This window comes from Paenibacillus xylanexedens (assembly GCF_007676705.1).
GTDB classification, from domain to species: domain Bacteria; phylum Bacillota; class Bacilli; order Paenibacillales; family Paenibacillaceae; genus Paenibacillus; species Paenibacillus xylanexedens_C.
On record NZ_VEBF01000001.1, the window covers coordinates 710336 to 732185 of the forward strand.

Sequence of the window (21850 nt, forward strand, 5' to 3'; positions counted from 1 at the left end):
GATTATTCCTCCTTCTCGTCCCGCAAGAAATAAATCGTATCCAGACGGAATTGTTCTGCCGCCTCACGAACATCTTCCTTGCTGATATGTTCTACTTGAGCCAACAGTTCTTCAGCCGTTCTCTCTTTGCCAGACAACTGCCGATTGAAGTCATAAGCGATCATCTCAAAGGCAGAATCCTGCATTTCCTTAAGCAGGTTACGAATCATCGCTTTGGTTTGGGACATTTCGAGATCACTGATCGTTCCACTTTTCATTTCTTCCAGCTGTTGCTTGATGATGGTTACGGCTTTTTCATAGTTGGGGATTTCAATCCCGGATTGAATTGTCGCAATGCCTTTATGTCCGTCATAGCGCGAAGACGCGTAATACGCCAGGCTTTCTTTTTCACGAACATTCACAAATAGCTTAGAATGCGGATATCCGCCGAGAATCCCGTTGTACATTAATGCCGCTGCATATTGAGGATCTCCATAGGTGATCGATGTGCGTAGTCCCATATTGAGTTTTCCCTGACTCACGTTAAGTCGCTCAACAACGGTTTCGACTTCCTTATCTCCTCGTACTGCTGCCTGTGTCTTGTAATCGGAGGAAGACGTTCGATCTACATTGAAATGACGCTGAACGAGGTTCTCAACCTCCTCCAATGTCGTGTCACCCACCACATACAGATCCATACTCGCCTGTTGCAGCCACTCCTGATAAGATGCAGTCAGTGTGTCAGGTTCAATCCCAGGCAGATCCTTTCGCTGACCCAGTGGATGAAGACGGTATGGTTCGTTCTTGCACATTTCCTCGATACTGCGTTCAGCGGCATAGCGCATTTTATCATTCACGATGGACTCCAGTTTTTTACGAACCGTCTCTCGCTCTGCTTGTACATAAGACGTCCTGAAATGTCCATTCTCCTGTGCAGGTCGGGTAAGAACCTCTCCAAGGAAGGCAAATGAACGATCCAGTAGCTGTTCATCCCCTCCAACAAAGGAATCATTAATGGTATCCATTCGGAACTGAACAATCTGGTAATCCCCGCGTTTATAGACGTCAAAACCAAAACCTGCTCCATACAGATGCTCCAGTTGCTCACGAAATTGCGTTGTTTCGGGATACGACTCCGTGCCGCGCCGCAAAACAAAAGGTGTCAGTGCTACTTTGGTTACCGTATCTTCCCGCAAAGGAACTCCTGCATATAGCGATATTGCGAACGTTTTGAAACGTTTGGTCGGTAGCACATGTATACGAAACTCTCGCTTGCTGCCTCGTTCGAATCCTGATGTATTCAAATGTCAAAACCCCTTTACGGCGTCATTTATCGTGCACTCATGTTCAAGCTTAAACGTAACAACCATTTTAACCCAATCAAAAGGCAAGAAGCAACCGAAGTCAAGCCTTCTGGTTGCTTCCAACATCATCACATACAAAAAATATGCTGCCCGATTGTTTTCACCTGTGGACGGGTCCAAATCCATTTGGATGTTGCTGTCTTCGGATTAAAATAATAGAGGCATCCACCGGATGGATCCCAACCATTCAATGCCTGTTCAACTGCCTTTTTGGCTTGTGCGTTCGGTTCCAGATATATCTGTCCGTCTGCTACAGCCGTAAATGCACCTGGCTGAAAGATTACGCCAGAAGGCGTACTTGGAAAACTTGGTGATTTTACGCGATTCAGAATTACTGCTGCTACTGCAACTTGACCTTCAAACGGTTCCCCCCGGGCCTCGCCATATACTGCGTTAGCCATAATTTTGAGTTCATTCTCCGAGAGACCGAGTGCATTGGCAGACCCCATATTATCTTGCTCTTTGTCTGCTGTGTTGTTGTTGCCGCCTCCCCCACCCCCACCTGCGGAATCCTTGTGCAATGGTGGTTCTGTTGGCGACCATTTGGTTGAAGCGTTATACAGCTTTAGCTTGGTTTCAGCACCAACCACACCGTCTGCTTTCATCCCAAACTCGGATTGAAACCATTTGACGGATTTCAACGTGCTGCTGCCAAAATTACTGTCGATTTTACCATTGTAAAATCCCAGGTACTTCAGACGACCCTGAAGCTCATATACATCCTGACCGTAACTACCATATTTCACTGTATTGCTGCTAAACGTAGGCAAGGCCTTTTCTTCTACCTGCGGTGTACGCTCGGCGGAACTTTCAGTTGCTGCATTCCCAGGAAGCAAATAACGAATTCCCAATGCGGATATCAGCAAAATAGCAGTGAAAAGCCAAAGATTCATTTTTCGCATCGATTGTGCTCTACCTTTCTCTTGTGGGATTAACAGAATCGCTAAGGTTATTATGACAAGCCTGCTTGCTTCCTATGCACCAAAACATCCGATCTTTGGAGTAGATGGCAAAACTTCAGTTCGATGGGCAAGCAAAAAGCCCTCAACCAATAAGGTTGAGGGCTAAACGATCCATTGTATCTAGACCAAACTACGAGCTTATTTTATTTTGTTGATACTGTTCAAGTGACACCAGCACTTCCCGTGGTTTACTACCCTCGTAAGGACCAATTACACCCCGGGCTTCCATGGAGTCAATTAATCGTGCTGCACGGGTATAACCCACCCGCATACGGCGTTGTAGCAGGGATACTGAAGCTTGTTTCGCCTCCAATATAATCTGTACAGCCTGCTCATATAACTCATCCTGTACTTCGTCTGCTGCCTGCACGGAGTCATCCACCTCAGGTACAATGGACTCATCATACTGCGCTTCACCTTGACCACGTACATAATTAACAATATTCTCGACTTCTTCATCGCTCATGAAGGCACCCTGTACACGCACCGGTTTTGATGCACCCATTGGCATGAACAACATGTCTCCACGGCCCAACAACTTCTCAGCCCCACCCATATCCAGAATCGTCCGGGAATCCACTTGAGAGGATACCCCGAAGGCAATTCGGGATGGAATGTTGGCCTTGATTACCCCGGTAATAACGTCAACGGAAGGACGTTGCGTCGCAATAATTAGATGAATCCCGGCTGCACGAGCCATCTGGGCCAGTCGCGCAATCGCATCTTCCACATCTCCGGCTGCAACCATCATGAGATCTGCAAGCTCATCCACGATGACAACGATATAAGGAAGCACCGCTGCAGGATTATCTTTCATCAGATTATTATAACCTTCAACATTCCGTGTGCCTGATTTGGAGAACAGTTCATATCTCTTCTCCATCTCGACGACGATCTTTTTGAGAGCAAGTGACGCTCGTTTAGGATCTGTTACTACCGGTGCCATCAGATGGGGAATTCCGTTATATACGTTTAACTCAACCATCTTGGGATCGACCATCAGAAACTTCACTTCATCTGGCTTCGCTTTGTACAATATACTGGTAATAATTCCGTTAATACATACCGACTTACCGGAACCTGTAGCACCCGCAACCAGCAAATGGGGCATACGAGCCAAATTACCAATGATCGTCTGTCCGGAGATATCACGGCCGAATGCAATAGTGACTTTGGATTCGGCATCCTGGAACGTTGCCGTCTCCATCACTTCACGCATCGTTACAACTGATACCTCGCCATTAGGGACTTCAATACCAATAGCTGACTTTCCGGGAATCGGTGCTTCCATCCGGATATCCTTTGCCGCCAGGGCCAGCGCAATATCATCAGTCAGACTGACAATCCTGCTGACCTTCACACCGATATCGGGTTGAATTTCGTACCTTGTTACCGCAGGGCCCCGAACCACTTCAAGCACTTTGGCGCGAACACCAAAGCTCTCCAGTGTGGCTTCCAGCTTGCGTGCTGTCTGCATATAATCCTTCTGGTCACCCGCCTTGCCTCCGTTGTTCGGCTTGGCAAGTAGACGGAATGAAGGCAGCTTGTAGGGCTTCGGTGGTGGAGGCGGTGGTTTGATTGGTTGTGCGTCCTGCCCCTCAGGAACTGGACTATCTGTCCCAAGCGTTGCATCGCTTGGGACTTTTTCTCCACTCTGAATGTCATCCATAGCATTCGGCACGCCCGTTCCCGCATCGGATGCAGACCACTCCGTCTCTACCAGTTCATCCGTTATTTTAATAGCACGCTCGCCCTCTTGAGCTGAGTTGGAATCAGTGAGATCATCCGGGAAAGGATATGCATCGTCCAGATCATCTTCGATGCTTGCATCTTCCGCTCTGACATGCTCGAAGAAGTCTCGAATGATCGGTGCAGAATTAGGTTTAGCTTGTACAGCAACAGGTGGCGAGGCAATGTGGTTCGCTACGTCTCCTGTTTCTTCTTGCCATGCTTCCGAATCATGATTCTGAACGGCCCGGTAAACAATCTGTTCCGCTTCCGCTGAATCCACCTGATTCAGTTCACGTTCTGACTTCGCACGTTCGCGATCAGCTCCCCATTTTCCAAACAGTTGGAAGAATATTGGCGCTTTTCGTTTTGGCAGATGCTGTTCCTCTAATTCATCCTCATATTCGTCTTCATCATCTTCAACAGGAACAGGTACCACTTTACGAGCATTCCCTTTCTTCCTGCCATCAACGGCTGAAGCAGAACGTGCAGTTGGCCTGGACTCCAGCTTCTTGTACATGGTACTCCCCGCATCCCATATCTTGGTTCTGAATATTCGAATCAGATCCACATATGAAAGACTCGTAATCAGCATAAAGCTGATCACAAACATGACGATCATGATGAGTCTTGCCCCAAGGCTGCCGAATAGCCACAAGAACAGAGCAAATTGCCCCGCTCCAATATAACCACCGCTGATATCCTTGTTAAGCATAGAGTCCCTCTCACCTGGCGCAGCAGGGGTTAGCAACTCGGTTTGCATATCATTATGTACCTGTGTAATAACAGCACCAGGCTCAAGCGCACCAACCGGAATGAGCTTCTGGTGCATCGCAGAGACGGTGCTCATCAAGGTTAAGGCAAAAACCAGCAGTACCAGTCCTGTCTTGCGTGTGGTCCAACCACTAGGCCATTTCCGATGAATCATCACCATGAGGCCATAATATATACCGACAAGTGGAATCGCAAAATAAAACTTACCAAGCATCAGTCCGAACATCTTGGAAAGCGAACGTCCAACGGTGGCTTCACCCGATAATGCAATCACAGCAAGGGTTATAAGCACAATCCCGTATATCTCATATTTTAAAACGCCACTAAAACCAGCGCCCTTTTTTTTCCTCTTTTTTCTTCTGGCCAAAATCAGGTCACCCCCAGAAGAATATTATACCATACAAATATAATCCGTACATATGTTCTTTTTCTGCTCAATTTGTCTGAATTCGTCGTGTTATGCTGACCCCGAGTTACCGGAAAGCGGGATGGTTGAACCCGGCATATTGGCAGGATTGAGATAGGCTTCAAGTGGACAATCCAGCAATCGTACAATAACAGCTTCATTATCATTCACTGGTCTCACCTGCATTAATAATCCATTCATCTTGATCTCTCTCGTATCTTCAGTCTCTTTCCACATGCCTGACCATAGTTGTTCAGGGGGCATCACGGTGTATAGTGTCATTGGGTATAACCTCCCGCTTGCAGGGTCTGTCTGTTGTCGCCTATGAGCTGATTTAACTGCGCAATGGCCTGACCAATGCCGCCAACTGCATCCATTAGTCCATATTTCACTGCATCTGCGCTTCCTACAGCTGTACCAATATCCCGGTTCAACTCACCGGTCTTAAACATCAGTTCCTTGAACATCTCTTCAGATATATTTGAATGTGAAGTGACGAAACGAACAACCCGTTCCTGCATTTTCTCCATGTACTCAAATGTCTGAGGTACACCAATGACAAGACCGTTCATACGAATGGGATGGATCGTCATCGTGGCACTTCCAGCAATGAGAGAATACGTCGAAGCTACAGCGATCGGAACTCCAATGCTATGCCCGCCTCCAATGACCACAGTAACCGTAGGTTTGCTCAGAGAAGCAATCATCTCTGCAATAGCCAGACCCGCCTCTACATCTCCGCCTACTGTGTTCAGAATGATCAGAATACCTTCAATACGCTGATTCTGCTCTGCAGCGACAAGCTGTGGAATAATATGCTCGTACTTTGTTGTTTTATTTTGTGGTGGCAAAATTAAATGCCCTTCCACCTGTCCAATAATGGTCATACAGAAGATGTTCGATTCGCCTGCTGGCGACTGTGTCTGCCCAAATTGCTGAATAGCCTCCGTCACGGGAGAGATGTCCTTCTCCTCCCTGATCGGCATTTCCGGTGCTTCAACCTCCGGCTGATTGGATTTTGACGCCTGCTTGTCATTCATACGTTCATTCATTTCATTAATCCCCTTCTCCAGAAACATTTAATGTATTTCCTTAGTATGGGGAATTTTCCAACCGCCTTATACCCGCAACATCAAATTGCTTCACATTGTGGCGATCTCCTTGAAAAACGCAAAAAAAGCCCCTTCTCTACGAGGAACCGTCCAATATTACTCGTAGAGAAGGGGCGACTGTGTGCCTGAATATATGTTTTTTGTTTAGCCTATTTTAAACTTCCATGATGATTGGCAAAATCATCGGTCTGCGACGAGTTTGCTCATACAGGAAGCGTCCCAGTGCATCTTTGACATTCGTTTTGAGTGAAGCCCACTCGTTAACGTTCTCACTCATCAACTTCTGCAATGTGCTGCTTACGATCCGGTTAGCCTCATCCAGTAGGCCTTCCGATTCGCGTACATACACAAATCCGCGGGAGATGATGTCAGGACCGGAAACAATTTTTCCATCCTGTTTGCTCAGTGTTACTACGACAACAAGGATACCATCTTGTGACAACAATTTGCGATCACGAAGTACAATGTTACCTACGTCACCTACACCCAAGCCGTCAATCAACACGTTACCTGCAGTAACTTTACCTGCTCTACGTGCTGCTCCACCTTGAATTTCAATCACTTCACCAATATCCGTGATGAAAATGTTTTCCGGCTCAACACCTACAGATTCAGCAAGAACTGCGTGACGGCGCTGCATACGGAATTCACCGTGAATTGGCAAGAAGAATTTCGGCTTCATCAGGTTAAGCATCAGTTTCAGCTCTTCCTGGCTACCGTGACCAGATACGTGAACGCCACTGTTAGCACCGCTGTAATGCACGTTAGCACCCAGACGGAACAGTTCATCAATCGTACGGCCTACATATTTTTCATTACCTGGAACTGGTGTTGCTGCGATAATTACGGTGTCGCCTGGCAGGATGTCCACTTTACGGTGCGTGGAACGAGCCATGCGTGTCAATGCTGACATTGGCTCGCCTTGGCTTCCTGTGCAAAGAATCACGACACGATCAGCAGCCATCTTGCCTACTTCTTCAGGTTCAATGATCATGCCATCCGGAATCTCAAGGTAACCGAGTTCCGAAGCAATACCGACCACATTGACCATGCTGCGTCCGATAACTGCAACTTTACGTCCAGTTACTTCTGCTGCGTTAATCACCTGTTGGATACGGTGTACGTTGGAAGCAAATGTCGCTACAACAACGCGTTGGCTTGCTTTACGGAAAATATCTTCCAGAACGATACCCACATTTTTCTCCGATGGTGTGAATCCAGGTTTCTCAGCGTTCGTACTATCGGACAAAAGCGCAAGCACGCCATTGGTTCCGATCTGCGCCATACGCTGAAGATCTGCATATTGACCATTGACTGGAGTGTGGTCAAATTTGAAGTCACCTGTATGAACTACTGCACCTTCCGGTGTTTCGACACATACACCAACGGAATCCGGAATACTATGGTTAGTAGCGAAGAACGATGCTTTCAGAACAGATCCAAGTTGGATCTCGGAATCAGCATCAATCAGAATACGTTTTGTTTCACCCAGCAAGTTCGCTTCTTTCAACTTGTTTTCTACAAGTCCAAGCGTAAGTCTTGTTCCGTATACAGGAACATTCAGATGTTTGAGAACATATGGCAGACCACCAATGTGATCCTCATGTCCGTGAGTAAGGATAATTCCTCTTACTTTATCACGGTTCTCAGTTAGGTAAGAAATGTCAGGAATGACAATATCAATACCAAGCATATCTTCTTCAGGGAATTTAAGACCAGCATCTACGACTACAATGTCGTTAGCGTATTGGATGACGTACATGTTTTTACCAATCTCGCCTACGCCGCCCAAAGCAAAAATCATCAGTTTATCGTTATTATTTTTCTTAGACAAATGAATCTAAACCTCCTATGGTAGTTGGACGTCGTACCTTATTATTTATTGTAAGTTAAGAAAAGTAGTCCATACATTACATGCCCACCTATCGGGATGAATGCAAAAGAACACCTTTATTCACGATATCTGGAAGAAGTTCTTCGAAGTTATTCCCTTATACCAACAAGTTGGATTGAAATGCCCTCTTAGCCGTTCCTTCCTTTTTCACCGCAAAGCCACACCACGAAACGATGTCGCTTTCAATTTCAAAAAAATACCGCACCCAGTCACTTGACATCATTATACATGATTAAAAACAAAAAAAACAAGTCACTCTCTCGTTAACCTGTAGGTTTCCCCTTAGCAATGAAAAAGAAACCTCACATTACGCATCAAAAAAAGAACCGCAACCTCGACTAAGAGGAGCGGTTCTTTTGCTGATCTGAAGGATATCCCATAATTAATAAAATAGTTCCATATGCACTACTGATTACAAATTAAGCAGCCCTTTGATGTACACCTGCTCCTCTTCCGTTGGAGGAATAAGAGGCAAACGTACAGACCCAACATTCAAACCACGCAATGTCAGCGCATATTTCACAGCTACGGGGTTCGGTAATGGTTGTGGACACTCAAACAGACCTTTGAACACCGGGAATAGCTGCTGATGAATCTGAGCAGCTTGAAGAGGCGCCCCACCGTAGAAGGCATCAATCATTTTCTTCATCTCTGCACCTACGACATGACTCGCTACACTGACGATCCCATGAGCACCAACCGAGATCGCCGGCAAGCCTGAAGCATCATCACCGGAATAAACTCTGAAATTCTCCGGAGCACTTGCTGCGATTAACGTAACCTGCTCCATAGACGCACATTCCTTCGTAGCGACAATGTTAGGAATCTGTGCAAGACGAAGCGTTGTTGCAGCTGACAGGCTGGTTACTGTGCGCCCTGGCACGTTGTAAAGCATTATAGGCAGCTTGGTAGAGCCCGCAATCGCTTCAAAATGTTTGAACAAACCTTCCTGGCTCGGTTTGTTGTAATACGGAACAACCAGTAATATGCCATCCACTCCGGCACGTTCAGCTTCCTGTGTCAAATGGATGGAATGTGCCGTGTTGTTGCTTCCCGTACCGGCTATAATTTTGCACCGACCGGCCGCATGTTTCACTGCAAATTCGAATAATTGAACTTTCTCAGTATCACTAAGTGTTGGAGACTCCCCTGTTGTTCCAGAAACGACGAGCGTCTCCGACTTTTGATCTACAATCAGATAGTCGATGAGACGTGCCGTTTCTTCCCAATGAATCTCTCCTTGTTCATTGAACGGAGTGACCATTGCTGTAATCAATCTTCCAAAGTCCAATTCGATTCCTCCTTCAAAACAGGTTTGGCTCCTCTAACTTCAGTTACTTACAAATGAAGTTCGAATGAGGCGTGAAGTGCCCTCAGGGCCTGAACCATATCTTCTTTTTTTACGAGTACCCAGATTGTTGTATTCGAATCTGCTGATTGCAGGATCTGAATGTCTGCCAGTGTTAAGGACTCCACGATACGAGCCATAATTCCAGGTACACCATTAATGCCTCCGCCAATGACGGAAACTTTGGCACAACCGGACAGGCTTTGTGGCTTAAGACCAATCTCCTGCAATACATGTATGGCTTTCTCGGAATCACTGTCAAAAACCGTATAGACAACTCCCGAGGGGGTAACATTAATAAAATCAACGCTGATCGAATTCTCAGCCATGGTTTTGAACACTTTCAGTTGCAATCGATCTGCACCACCAGGCACATCCACCGTAATTTGCGTTACATTGCTTACATAGGCGATACCTGTTACATAACGGTCAACAATGCCTGTCTGCACATCCTGGAATCCTTCCGGATGTGTAACCAGCGTTCCTTCCGTATCCGCAAAAGTAGATCTTACCCGCACTGGAATCTGTGATTGCATGGCAATCTCAACCGCACGTGGATGGATTACCTTGGCGCCGTGATGGGCCATGTTACAGATCTCTGCATAACTCACAACAGTCAGTGGCCGCGCATCCTCAACAATCCGTGGATCGGCAGTGAGTATCCCGTTCACATCCGTGTAGATATCTACCATTTCGGCACGTAATGCTGCACCAAGAGCTGTTGCCGACGTATCACTTCCCCCACGGCCCAATGTCGTGAAGTCTCCATTCTCCGTCTGGCCCTGGAATCCGGTTACAATAACGACGCGTCCAAGCTGAAGCTGCTCCAACACACGAACAGGACGGACATCCAATATTCGGGCATTCCCGAAATTGTCGTCCGTCACAAAACCTGCTTGTGCACCGGTCAGCACTGTAGTTGGAATGCCTTCATGTTCGAGCAAACTGCTCAAAGTTGTTGCAGATATGATTTCACCACAGCACAGCAGTAAATCCTTTTCGCGTGCGGATAGTGCGTTTCCGTTCTGAGCAGCCCAGTCCAGCAACGTATCAGTCGCATATGGCTCGCCGCGGCGCCCCATCGCAGACACCACGATGACCAGACTCAATCCTGCCTCAAGTTCACGTTTAACGTGACGGAGCACATGCTCTCTCGCCTGAACAGTGGAGAGAGACGTGCCTCCGAATTTCTGTACCATGATACGCATCTTTATTCCTCCATTTGTGTACGCAAGAAGACTGGACACGGGTCAAATCAACAAATGGATCACCCTAGGGAGCGTTCTGATGCGATAATTTCAGCAATTTATACGGCATTCCATGCCGCTCCTTGTTATTTTGTAATTGTCTGGGACAATCGCAAATCAAAGGTCGCGGTTGTTATCGAGATCATGACGCATTCATTCACACTAGACCTCTCCCGCTTGCTTAACCTTGATACCGGCAAGCAGGAATGCCCTTATAGGCAGGAACGTGGACACAAGTAGCTGATCAAGCCAGCATATCGTCCCCCATGATTTTCTTTGTCTCTCAAACCCCTTATTCATTTCTCCAAGCGCATAACGTTGTCACCCTGTCATTGTTCCATCAAGCCTGTGAAGAACGCTGCACAATCATCGGCTGTAGCTGTTTGCCCTCAAGCGCACTCCAGCAAGCCTCTGGAATCAATTCCATTTTGGCGACTAACGAGTTTGGTTTTTTCACTGGATCGTCTTGCCCAAATGGCACAAAATACAAGTATTTGGCCACGAGCAGTTTGGCAATATTCGCAGCATTCAAGCCCAGACCGTCATTCGTGGAAATAGCGAGCACAAGCGGACGCTGATTGCGCATCTGCGCTTTGGCTGCCATTAGCACTGGACTGTCGGTCATCGCATTAGCCAGCTTGCTTGTTGTATTCCCTGTGCATGGAGCAATGACCAGCACATCAAGCAGTTTGGAAGGCCCTAATGGCTCCGCTTCAACAATTGTAGAAATGATATCATTACCTGTTATATCTTTCAACTGTTTTTGCCAATTTTGCGCCGTGCCGAAGCGTGTATCCGTCGTCAGAACCGAATTCGAAATAATCGGAATGACATTGGCACCTTCAGCCACGAAGCGGCTAATTACCGGCATAACCTCTTCAAACGTACAATGAGAACCCGTAATTGCATAACCTACCGTTTTTCCCTGCCAGTTCATGATTTAACCTCCCGTGCGTTCTGTTCTTCCAAAAGCAAACGGATCAACGCGTCGGCAATAATGCCGCCAGCCGTTTTGGGAGCAACAATGCCGGGGAGGCCAGGTGCAAGTAGCGCTTTGATACCGCGTTTGTCGGCATACCTGAAATCACAGCCGCCAGGAGCGGATGCGAGGTCAATAATGACAGCCTTTTGCGGCATTCTGGACAGGATTTGTGCTGTGATTATCATAGTCGGTATCGTATTAAAAAGCAAGTCAACTTCCCCGGTTTGAGCGGCCAAATCCGTTGTCATGAAAGGCTTCCAGCCCATTATTGTAGCGCGGGCAACATCCTCTTTCCGCCTGATTCCTACCCGTACATTTGCTCCAAGTCCCTGCAGTGTTTTGGCCATAGTGAACCCTGTTCGACCGATACCAAGCACGATGCATTCCGAACCATGGATTGTGAAGTCCGTCTCCCGAATAGCTATGGCGATGGCTCCCTCAGCCGTTGGAATAGAGTTGTAAAGTGCAATATCATCACGATCAAGTACTTCGACAAGTCGCAACCCGTTATCTAGACAAAGTTCACGCAAGAATGGTTTTGCCATACCCGTGAACACAATGCAATGCTCCGGCAATGCTGCGACATGTTCCTTTTTCAAATAGATCGGTGTGTCACTGAACGAAGTACTTACTTTCCCCTGATCATCGCAACCGACGACAGGCAGCACCAGTACATCTGCCGAAGCAAACACTTCGTCCTCCAGTTCCTGGTGTTCGATACCTGGAATGGAACGCTCCAGTTTGTCGAAACCCACCACACTTACCGTTGCATCCAGCTCAGCGCACTTTTGAATGACTTCAAGCTGCCGCGCATCTCCGCCCAGGACTACAATCCGGACTCCGGTCAGCATCGGGACGTCACTCCTTTCACCACATGTATGCCTTATCGTATGCAGAGGCCCACAGGGGGGTGAAAACAATAATGCATTCAACTATTCGCATCTTAACGCAAAAAAAAGCCGCCCTGTCAGGGACGACTCCAAAGAATGGTAGCACTCACGCTATTTATTTCCCGGTATGACCAAATCCGCCTTCGCCACGTACCGTTTCCGAAAGTTCATCTACTTCCGTCAATTCAACTGTAGGTACAGTCTGGAAGACGATCTGTGCGATGCGCTCTCCTCTTACAATCGTGAACGGTTCCTGACCCAGATTAATCAACAGCACTTTAACTTCTCCGCGATAATCCGCATCGATGGTACCCGGTGTGTTGAGGCAGGTAATTCCATGTTTGAAAGCCAGTCCGCTCCTAGGACGGATCTGTGCTTCTAATCCAGCAGGCATTGCCATCGCAAGCCCCGTTGGAATCAATGTACGCTGTCCCGGCTGCAGAACAACCTCTTCCTGAAGTGCAGCTACTACATCAAAACCGGATGCTAGTTCAGACATTTTTTGTGGCAATTTAATATCTTCATTGCCCGGCAGTTTCTGTATTTGAACGTAATGCAACAAAATCATCCCTTCTCAATCCAGCGATCGTCTTATCTGAAGCACCAACCATGGCAAGTGCGAACGGCTCAGCGAACATCAGATCGAGTACCGCGTTAATATCGTCCATTGTAACTTGCTCAATTTTAGTGATCATCTCATCCAGCGTATGGTGTCTGCCCAGCATCAGCTCATTTTTGCCCAGACGATTCATGCGACTGCCTGTACTTTCCAAGCTAAGAATCAGACTGCCCTTCAGTTGCTCTTTTCCTTTACGAAGTTCATCTTCGGACAAGCCGTTTACAGCCAGGTCACGCAAAACCTCTTTGGTCAGATCGAGCACTTCTTTTGTCTGTTTCGGTGCTGTACCCGCGTATATTGTGAAAAGTCCACTGTCCGCATGAGAGCTATGATAGGAATACACGGAGTATGCAAGACCCCGTTTTTCACGAATTTCCTGGAACAATCTGGAGCTCATGCCTCCACCAATAGCGTTATTCAGAACAACCATAGCAAATTGCAGTGGATCTCCGATTTTACAACCCGGGAACGAGATACAGATATGGTTCTGTTCCGTTTTCTTTTTGTGGAAAAGCTGTCCGCTCTGGAATGCCGGCATCGTGACTGCTTCAGTTACTCCATTTACATCAAAAGCACCAAAATGTTTCTCCATCAGATCGATTACACTATCATCAATATTACCCGCGATACTAATGACCGTGTTCTCAATTGTGTAGTGCTCCTTCATATATGCACGCAGATGGCTGGAATCCATCGCTTTAAGACGTTCTTCCGTACCCAGAATAGGGTAAGCTAGCGGGTGCTCACCATATGCGGCCAAGGCCATCAGATCATGAACCATATCATCCGGCGTATCTTCATACATTGAGATTTCTTCCAGAATGACGTTTTTCTCCTTGATCAACTCACCATCATCCATTTTGGAGCGGAAAAACATATCAGACAACACATCAACCGCAATCGGCAAATGTTCATCCAACACTTTAGCGTAATAACATGTGTATTCTTTGGAAGTGAACGCGTTCACATTACCACCAATGGCATCAAATTGCTCCGCAATCGCCTTGGCATCATAACGATCTGTTCCTTTGAACAACATGTGTTCAATAAAATGTGATACTCCGTTACTTGCAGGTTGCTCATTGCGCGAACCTGTCTTGACCCATATTCCGAAAGACACAGAACGGCAGGTCGGTATCTGTTCCATGACAACTCTGAGGCCATTGCCCAGCTGAATTTTTTTCATGGTTGGCCCTCCTACATCTCTATAATTGCCTTGATCTCAATTAAAATTGAAATCGACATTTGGTTCCAACTTTTTGATATTAACAAAAAAAACACGTTCACTCAACCGCGGATGCATTTACGCGTTCCGAAGACAACGTCTCAGTTACCGTTCCAAGCACGAGACCTTTAGCCCGTATGGACTGAATCATACCCTTCAAAGCTCCTGAAGAAGAAGCTGTTGGGTGCATTAGAATTAACGTGCCAGCCTCGGTATTTTTTGCAATTTTGGCAACAACGGCATCCGGGCTTGGCTTACGCCAATCCACAGTATCTACAGTCCATAACACGGTTTGCAGTCCCATGGATGAAGCAATATCTACGGTCTTTTGATTAAAGTCACCGGAAGGCGGAGCAAACCATCGATTTTCCACACCGAGTGATGTGTGGAGCAGATCCTGGGTTTTGCTAATTTCTAGCCTGGCCCGTTCTGCGCTCAATCGACTCATGTTAGGGTGAGAATACGCATGATTAGACAACTCATGCCCACGTTTCTGAATTTCCTTGGCCAGGTCAACGTTTTTGCTTAACCAGCTTCCATCCAGAAAAAAAGTGGCCTTCACTTTCTCGGCATCAAGCGTATCCAGCATCGGTATAATATATTCGTTCCCCCAGGCCACATTAATCATAAAAGAAACCATCGGCTTGCTCGCATTCCCCCGATAGATCGGATGTGCACCCAAATCCCTAAGCTGAATCTCCGGCTGAATCTGACGATAGACATACGCTATCTTAGTATTCAACGTTCCACTCAATGCCTTACGGTATGTCGCTTCCACATCAATCTCCATGCCATTATAGCCAGGAATGGCTTTCCATACCCGATCCACTCTGGCATTCACCGGAGCAATTCTCGTTTCGGCCGCTTTATCCCGAATTGCCGACAATAGGGCATCTTCTCCGGTCGCTTCTTTGAACATATCAAAAGCATTCTGCGTACCTGGCCCATCACGGATTTCCGTAATGTATGTACGTACACTGCCAACTTGTCCGATCAATATGACCGCAGTCACACCCGCCAGAACAGCCGCCAGTTTTTTGGATTGGTTTCCCACAGCTCCATCCTCCCGCCGTCTTTGTCCCCATCATATGAGGACAAGGGCAAGAATATGATTACAAAGCCATGGTTTATCCTTGCTTAACATATTTATGCGTTAAAAAAAGAGCCAGAAATTCACATTCTGTCTCTTCATTCAATATATCCATTTATAGCCTGCCGCTTCGATATCCTAAGATTGAGCCGGAGCTTCAGCCGTCAAAACTGCTTTACGGGACAAGTTGATTCGACCTTGTGGGTCAATTTCCGTTACTTTCACCGTAATGGAATCTCCAATGGCTACAACATCTTCAACTTTGGCAACACGTTCAGTTGACAGTTGTGAGATGTGTACCAGACCTTCTTTATTTGGAAGCACTTCTACGAATGCACCGAATTTCTCAACGCGTTTTACTTTACCGACATAGATCTCGCCGACCAATACTTCGCGCACAATACCTTCGATAATCGCTTTGGCTTTATCGTTCATCTCCTGGTTGGAAGAAGCAATAAAGACACGTCCATCCTGTTCAATATCAATTTTAACACCGGTTTCTTCGATGATTTTATTGATAATTTTACCACCTGCACCGATAACATCACGGATTTTGTCCGGATTGATATGCATAGTCGTAATTTTAGGCGCATATTGTGATAACTGCTCACGTGGAGTATTCATCACTTCAGTCATTTTGTTCAAGATGTGCAAACGACCTTCTTTGGCTTGAGCCAATGCTTCAGACAAAATTTGACGATCGATCCCATCAATTTTGATGTCCATTTGGATTGCAGTTACACCTTCAGGTGTTCCGGCTACTTTGAAGTCCATGTCACCCAAGTGATCTTCCATACCTTGAATATCACTCAGAATGGATACATGATCTCCATCTTTAATCAGACCCATAGCTACACCCGCAACTGGAGCTTTGATTGGTACACCTGCATCCATCATAGCTAGTGTGCTGGCACAGATACTTGCCTGGGAAGTTGAACCGTTGGATTCCAGAACTTCGGATACCAGACGAATCGTGTATGGGAAGTCTGTTTCGGAAGGGATTACTTTGGAAAGCGCACGCTCACCAAGAGCACCATGTCCGATTTCGCGACGGCCTGGAGCACGCAATGGACGAGCTTCACCTACGCTGAATGGTGGGAAGTTATAGTGATGCATGAAACGTTTCGTTTCTTCAAGGCTGATTCCGTCCAAAATCTGAACATCACCCAGTGCACCAAGTGTACAGATACTAAGTGCTTGTGTTTGACCACGTGTGAACAAACCTGAACCATGCGTACGTGGCAGCAGGGAAGTATCACATTCGATTGGACGAATCTCAGCAAGTCCACGTCCATCCGGACGAACTTTATCATGTGTGATCAGACGACGCACTTCTTCTTTAACGATATCGTGCAGGACTTCCTTCACGTCTTTGAGCAATTCAGGAGTTTCAATATATTTCTCTTCAAAGTGAGCAACGGTTTCGTCATTCACTAGATCGATTGCATCTTGACGAGCATGCTTCTCAGCAATTTTAACCGCTTCAACCAGACGAGCGCTTGCAAAATCACGTACACTGCTGTTGACTTCAGCATTAACGGCATGCAACTTAACAGCCATTTTTTCTTTACCGGCAACTTGTACGAGTTGTTCGATTACCGCAACAATGTTTTTGATCTCGTCATGTCCGAACATGATTGCTTCAAGCATTACTTCTTCCGGTAATTCGTTAGCTTCAGCCTCAACCATCATGATGGCATCTTTAGTTCCTGCAACCACCAACTCAAGTTCACTGACTTCAAGCTGTGCAATCGTTGGATTAATGATGAACTCGCCATTAATACGTCCAACTTTCACGCCACCAATAGGTCCGCTGAATGGAACATCCGAGATGCTCAGTGCAGCTGATGTACCGATCATTGCAGCGATTTGCGGTTCACAGTCTTGATCCACACTCATAACGATATTCAGAACTTGTACATCATTCCGGAAGCCTTCGGGGAACAATGGACGAATTGGACGGTCTGTCAGACGGCTTGAAAGAATGGCTTTCTCACTCGGTCTGCCTTCACGTTTAATAAATCCACCCGGGATTTTACCTACGGCGTACAATCTTTCTTCATAGTTCACCGTTAATGGGAAAAAGTCCAAATCTTTCGGCTCACTTGATGCTGTCACGGTACACAATACAACGGTATCCCCGTATGTTACCTTAACGGCAGCATTAGCCTGCTTGGCCAAACGCCCGGTTTCAAACGTAAGCTTTCTTCCGCCAAGCTGCATTTCAACACGCTGTTCCATGAAATTCCTCCTTTTATTCGTCCTAACTCAATGGATTCTGCATATTCACAGTATTTCCTGCTTGTCCTGCATTCATTAGCTATGTAAGATCTTAAAACATGCTAATCTGCACAACAAAAGCTCCTCACGGAGCCCCATCTACAAATATATGGCAACATGTTCATCTACAAAACAACCCGGCTGTAAGTTCCGCTTGTCCTTTTAGACAAAAGAATGACGGATAACAGCCAGGTTGGTTTTGAAAACATGTACGATAATTAACGACGCAATCCGAGTTTTTCGATCAGTGCGCTGTAACGTTTAACATCTTTGTTTTTCACGTAAGCCAAAAGCTTACGACGTTGACCTACCATTTTCAAAAGTCCACGACGTGAGTGGTGGTCTTTCTTATGCGTACGCAAGTGGTCTGTCAAACTTCTGATGTTTTCCGTAAGGATAGCAACTTGCACCTCTGGAGATCCTGTATCGGACTCGTGAGTTTTGTGCTCGTCGATCAGTTGTTGTTTACGTTCTTGAGTCAATGCCATCCTGTTCACCTCCTTCAATATAATCGCCATTAGCCTCGTCACCGCCGGTGAGAGCAAGTAACCAAGCCAAGGTTATTGTTGTCCTAAACGACAACGTAGTACAGTATATCATAATTGCCCAGTCAAAGTAAATGTAAACATGCATTAATTCCTAAACCTTAAGATAACAGGCGACCAGCAGTTAATGCATCTTCCCGAATCTGACTAATCAATGCATCAATGGAGTCAAACTTTCGTTCTGCGCGGATATAGTGAACAAGCTCAACTTTTAATTCCTGGTCATACAATTGTCCATCAAAATCCAGCAAGTGCACTTCAAACGTAGGTTTCATCCCACTTTCGTGAAACGTAGGTTTCACACCGAGATTCATCACACCATGCAGTTCCTGTTCGCCATGCTGTACCCGAACAGCGTAAACACCCTTCGACGGTGTAACGTAATGATCCGTGAGTTCAAGGTTCGCTGTTGGAAATCCAATGGTTCGTCCACGCTTCTCCCCGTGAATGACAGTTCCTCTGATGCTATAAGGTCGACCAAGCCACTGACTGGCCTCATCCATCTCCCCGCGCTTCAACAGACCACGAATGAGAGAGCTGCTCACTTTTTGACCATTTAACAGAAAGGCAGGAACGGTCTCCACCGTCATTTGTCCTTCTCCCAATGTACGAAGAAGCTGTTCATCCCCTGCTCCCTTGTGACCAAAACGGAAGTCAAAACCGACCACGGCTGTTCGTGTCTGAAGAGGGATCAACAGATCATGAACGAACTGTTGAGGGGTCAGCTGTGAGAATTTTTCATTGAATTCCACCACATAGAGCACATCAACGCCCATTCCTGCCAAGATGTCTTTTTTATCTCTCAAGGGAGTTAAACTACCCTCGTAATCCCCTTTGCGCATAACTTCCTTCGGATGTGGATGAAAGGTCATGACCGCTGCCTGCATGCCCGTTTCGCGCGCAATGCGGACAGCTGACAAAATGACACTTGCATGTCCGAGATGCAGTCCGTCGAATTGACCGATCGCGAGCACTTGGGGAAGTGGGCTCAGCTCAGTCGAATGTAACGTCTGCGGATAGGTTAGCATTACGGTTTTCACAATCATTCACCTGCATTTCACTTGATAGGCCAAACTTGATCATCACCATGACTCCAAGTCCGAGACCTCTTTATTCCGGCAAAAAGACTTTAACTGCCCTCACCGTTGGTTTTAGTTCATCCCGTTCAAATATCCCCAGAAACGTACCATCCTGAGCGTACAACCGTAGTAAACCAGGTTGCTCTACAGGCGGTTCCAGAAGACGTGCAGCCAGTTTCTGACCTTGGAGTGCTCCTTTGGTCTGTTCTTCTCCAACCTTGTGGGCTGGAATAGAAGCAATTGCCTCGTCAACTGGAATCAGCGCATCTGCCAAAGTTCCGTCGGCCATAAGTTGTTCCACTTCTTCAATCCGAAGACAACGATCTGCAGAGATACCCGCTGATATCGTACGCTCCAGTCGAACCATGGTCGATGGATATCCGAGTTGTCGGCCGATGTCTACACACAACGTCCGGATATAGGTACCTTTTGAACATAAGGCCCGGAAGGATATATCGATGGTATCGCCCTGAGTCTCAATCCCTGTAAGCTCAAGCTCATAGATTGTGACCTCACGGCTCTTACGCTCTACCGTTTTCCCTTCACGAGCAAGTTCATAGAGACGTTTGCCATCTACTTTTACCGCAGAATACATGGGTGGGACCTGAGAGATCGTGCCCAGGAACTGCTCAAGTACCTGTTGAACCTGTTCCTCTGTTACTTCTACAGTCGTTTCAGACCGTTCAATAACTTCCCCAGTCATGTCCTCTGTGTCTGTAGACAGACCCAATCTGAGCGTTGCCAGGTATTCCTTCGGGAGCTCCTGCATGTACTCAACGACGCGTGTTGCCCTTCCGAGACAGAGCGGCAGAACACCAGTAACCTGCGGGTCCAGTGTGCCTGTATGACCAATGCGTTTCATTTTGAGAATACGACGCATTTTGGCCACGACATCATGAGACGTAAATCCTGCCGGTTTATACACAGGAAGTATACCTTCAAATGGTTTTACCATTGTGAATTCACCTGCTTCAGCACTTTAGCCACAATATCTTCAAGATTGCCTTCCAGGCGACATCCGGCTGCGAGAACATGCCCGCCTCCACCAAAGGTCTGTGCTAACGCAGCAACATCAATTTTGCCAGCCGAACGAAGAGAAACCTTGACGGCATTATCATTGATGACTTTGAAAAAGATACCAACTTCCACGCCTTGAATATTGCGGGGATAGTTCACTACTCCTTCAAGATCTTCATTAGCTGCTCCGCAAGCCACCATATCATCTGGTGTAATAACGACCCAGGCTATCTTGCCATCATCTGTCATCTTCAGGCTTGATAGTGCTTGATTCAAAATCCGAACTTGTGGAAGAGTCACCTGCTCCAGCAAGGTCTGGGCGAGATAAGGTCCATCCACGCCATGTTCTAGCAGTCTGGAAGCGGTTGTCATTACATTTGGACTGGTATTGGCATAGCGGAACCCACCTGTATCCGTAAGCAATCCGGTATAAACTGCCGTGGCAACATCTTTATCCCATGTTACTTGGAACAGATTAAGAAAATCGAACAAAATTTCAGCCGTTGCAGCAGCATCTGACTTAATGATGTTGACTGTACCATAACCGTCATTTGTAGGGTGATGATCAATATTCAAGATAACAGCATCTTCTTCGAAATAATGACGCGTCAAGCCTACTCTGGCAAAATCTGCACAATCCACACAGATCACAGCTTTATATTTTCGCTGCGGTGGTTGTTCGGTCATGTTCACAATGTTGCCTGCTTCCCACAAAAATTGCATGCGTTGCGGGATTTCACCTTCATTAATCATCGTGAATGTCTTACCCAGACATGACAGCAGCCAGCCCACCGTTACCGTCGAGCTGACTGCGTCACCGTCCGGCTGTACATGCGACACGACCAGGTAATCATCATGCTCCAGCAGAAATTGCTTTCCGGCCTGGAGCGCCTGTTCATAAGTGTGCATTGCCGTCTCCTCTATTCTGTTACTGGGATTCGTTCTTGTCGGAACCAATATCGCCAAGCAGCTTCTCAATTCGGCTGCCATAAGCGATGGATTCGTCAATCTTAAATATCAACTCGGGAACATGCCGGAACCGGATACGTTTGCCCAGCTCGGAACGCAAAAATCCATTTGCTTTTGCCAGAGCTTTGAGCGTGTTATCTTTTTGTTCCTGCTCACCGAAGACACTCAGATAAACTTTGGCTTGCGACAAGTCTCCTGTCACTTCGACTCCCGTTACCGTAATAAAGCCGATACGTGGATCTTTCAGTTCAGACTGGATGAGCAGACTTATTTCTTTCTTGATCTGCTCGCCCACTCTACCTGTACGAATCTTAGCCATCGTTGTTCACCTCATGCTTCC

At 46.7% G+C, this 21850-nt stretch carries 20 protein-coding genes; all 20 read right to left on the minus strand.

Going from position 1 to position 21850, the window contains the following annotated elements:
* Positions 1-2 precede the first annotated feature (2 nt).
* Positions 3-1283: an EF-P 5-aminopentanol modification-associated protein YfmF gene (gene yfmF / locus FS628_RS03070; RefSeq protein ID WP_145318800.1), complete on the minus strand. Its 1281-nt coding sequence runs from the start codon at positions 1281-1283 to the stop codon at positions 3-5.
* A gap of 128 nt (positions 1284-1411) precedes the next feature.
* Complete coding sequence (sleB, locus tag FS628_RS03075; RefSeq protein ID WP_145318803.1) at positions 1412-2245, minus strand: spore cortex-lytic enzyme; 834 nt, start codon at positions 2243-2245, stop codon at positions 1412-1414.
* A gap of 190 nt (positions 2246-2435) precedes the next feature.
* The gene (locus FS628_RS03080) at positions 2436-5174 is read right to left on the minus strand and encodes an FtsK/SpoIIIE family DNA translocase (protein ID WP_145318806.1); all 2739 of its coding nucleotides are present in this window, start codon (positions 5172-5174) and stop codon (positions 2436-2438) included.
* Between the two features lie 90 nt (positions 5175-5264).
* Positions 5265-5495 (minus strand): YlzJ-like family protein, encoded by a 231-nt coding sequence (locus FS628_RS03085; RefSeq protein WP_145318809.1) that lies wholly within the window; start codon positions 5493-5495, stop codon positions 5265-5267.
* Positions 5492-6199, minus strand: a complete 708-nt coding sequence (locus tag FS628_RS03090) for a ClpP family protease (RefSeq protein WP_145321357.1) — start codon at positions 6197-6199, stop codon at positions 5492-5494. The genes FS628_RS03085 and FS628_RS03090 overlap by 4 nt, the downstream gene beginning before the upstream one ends.
* 280 nt (positions 6200-6479) lie before the next feature.
* On the minus strand, positions 6480-8159 hold the full coding sequence (locus tag FS628_RS03095; protein WP_076208870.1) for a ribonuclease J: 1680 nt from the start codon (positions 8157-8159) through the stop codon (positions 6480-6482).
* A 472-nt stretch (positions 8160-8631) separates the two neighbouring features.
* On the minus strand, positions 8632-9510 hold the full coding sequence (gene dapA / locus FS628_RS03100; RefSeq protein WP_145318812.1) for a 4-hydroxy-tetrahydrodipicolinate synthase: 879 nt from the start codon (positions 9508-9510) through the stop codon (positions 8632-8634).
* A gap of 47 nt (positions 9511-9557) precedes the next feature.
* Positions 9558-10775 (minus strand): aspartate kinase, encoded by a 1218-nt coding sequence (gene dapG, locus FS628_RS03105; RefSeq protein ID WP_062833837.1) that lies wholly within the window; start codon positions 10773-10775, stop codon positions 9558-9560.
* 201 nt (positions 10776-10976) lie between these two features.
* Positions 10977-11114 carry a hypothetical protein gene (locus FS628_RS31870; RefSeq protein ID WP_222125172.1) on the minus strand — a complete coding sequence of 46 codons (138 nt, stop codon included), beginning with the start codon at positions 11112-11114 and terminating at the stop codon, positions 10977-10979.
* A 40-nt stretch (positions 11115-11154) separates the two neighbouring features.
* Positions 11155-11751: a dipicolinate synthase subunit B gene (locus FS628_RS03110; protein ID WP_145318815.1), complete on the minus strand. Its 597-nt coding sequence runs from the start codon at positions 11749-11751 to the stop codon at positions 11155-11157.
* A complete protein-coding gene (dpsA, locus tag FS628_RS03115; protein WP_145318818.1) occupies positions 11748-12647 on the minus strand; it encodes a dipicolinate synthase subunit DpsA in 900 nt (299 codons plus the stop codon). The genes FS628_RS03110 and dpsA overlap by 4 nt, the downstream gene beginning before the upstream one ends.
* 154 nt (positions 12648-12801) lie before the next feature.
* Positions 12802-13248, minus strand: coding sequence for a dUTP diphosphatase (gene dut, locus FS628_RS03120; RefSeq protein WP_186327706.1), 447 nt, complete (start codon positions 13246-13248; stop codon positions 12802-12804).
* Positions 13208-14491: a M16 family metallopeptidase gene (locus FS628_RS03125; RefSeq protein WP_062833834.1), complete on the minus strand. Its 1284-nt coding sequence runs from the start codon at positions 14489-14491 to the stop codon at positions 13208-13210. The genes dut and FS628_RS03125 overlap by 41 nt, the downstream gene beginning before the upstream one ends.
* Positions 14492-14588: 97 nt before the next feature.
* Complete coding sequence (locus FS628_RS03130; protein ID WP_145318825.1) at positions 14589-15584, minus strand: polysaccharide deacetylase family protein; 996 nt, start codon at positions 15582-15584, stop codon at positions 14589-14591.
* Between the two features lie 174 nt (positions 15585-15758).
* Positions 15759-17861 carry a polyribonucleotide nucleotidyltransferase gene (gene pnp, locus FS628_RS03135; protein ID WP_145318828.1) on the minus strand — a complete coding sequence of 701 codons (2103 nt, stop codon included), beginning with the start codon at positions 17859-17861 and terminating at the stop codon, positions 15759-15761.
* A 257-nt stretch (positions 17862-18118) separates the two neighbouring features.
* Positions 18119-18388 carry a 30S ribosomal protein S15 gene (gene rpsO, locus FS628_RS03140; protein WP_056700672.1) on the minus strand — a complete coding sequence of 90 codons (270 nt, stop codon included), beginning with the start codon at positions 18386-18388 and terminating at the stop codon, positions 18119-18121.
* Positions 18389-18546: 158 nt separating this feature from the next.
* Positions 18547-19485, minus strand: a complete 939-nt coding sequence (locus FS628_RS03145) for a bifunctional riboflavin kinase/FAD synthetase (protein ID WP_440131239.1) — start codon at positions 19483-19485, stop codon at positions 18547-18549.
* A gap of 70 nt (positions 19486-19555) precedes the next feature.
* Positions 19556-20479, minus strand: coding sequence for a tRNA pseudouridine(55) synthase TruB (gene truB, locus FS628_RS03150; protein ID WP_145318831.1), 924 nt, complete (start codon positions 20477-20479; stop codon positions 19556-19558).
* Positions 20473-21450 (minus strand): DHH family phosphoesterase, encoded by a 978-nt coding sequence (locus FS628_RS03155; protein WP_145318834.1) that lies wholly within the window; start codon positions 21448-21450, stop codon positions 20473-20475. The genes truB and FS628_RS03155 overlap by 7 nt, the downstream gene beginning before the upstream one ends.
* 19 nt (positions 21451-21469) lie before the next feature.
* On the minus strand, positions 21470-21829 hold the full coding sequence (rbfA, locus tag FS628_RS03160; protein WP_017689140.1) for a 30S ribosome-binding factor RbfA: 360 nt from the start codon (positions 21827-21829) through the stop codon (positions 21470-21472).
* Between the last annotated feature and the right edge of the window lie 21 nt (positions 21830-21850).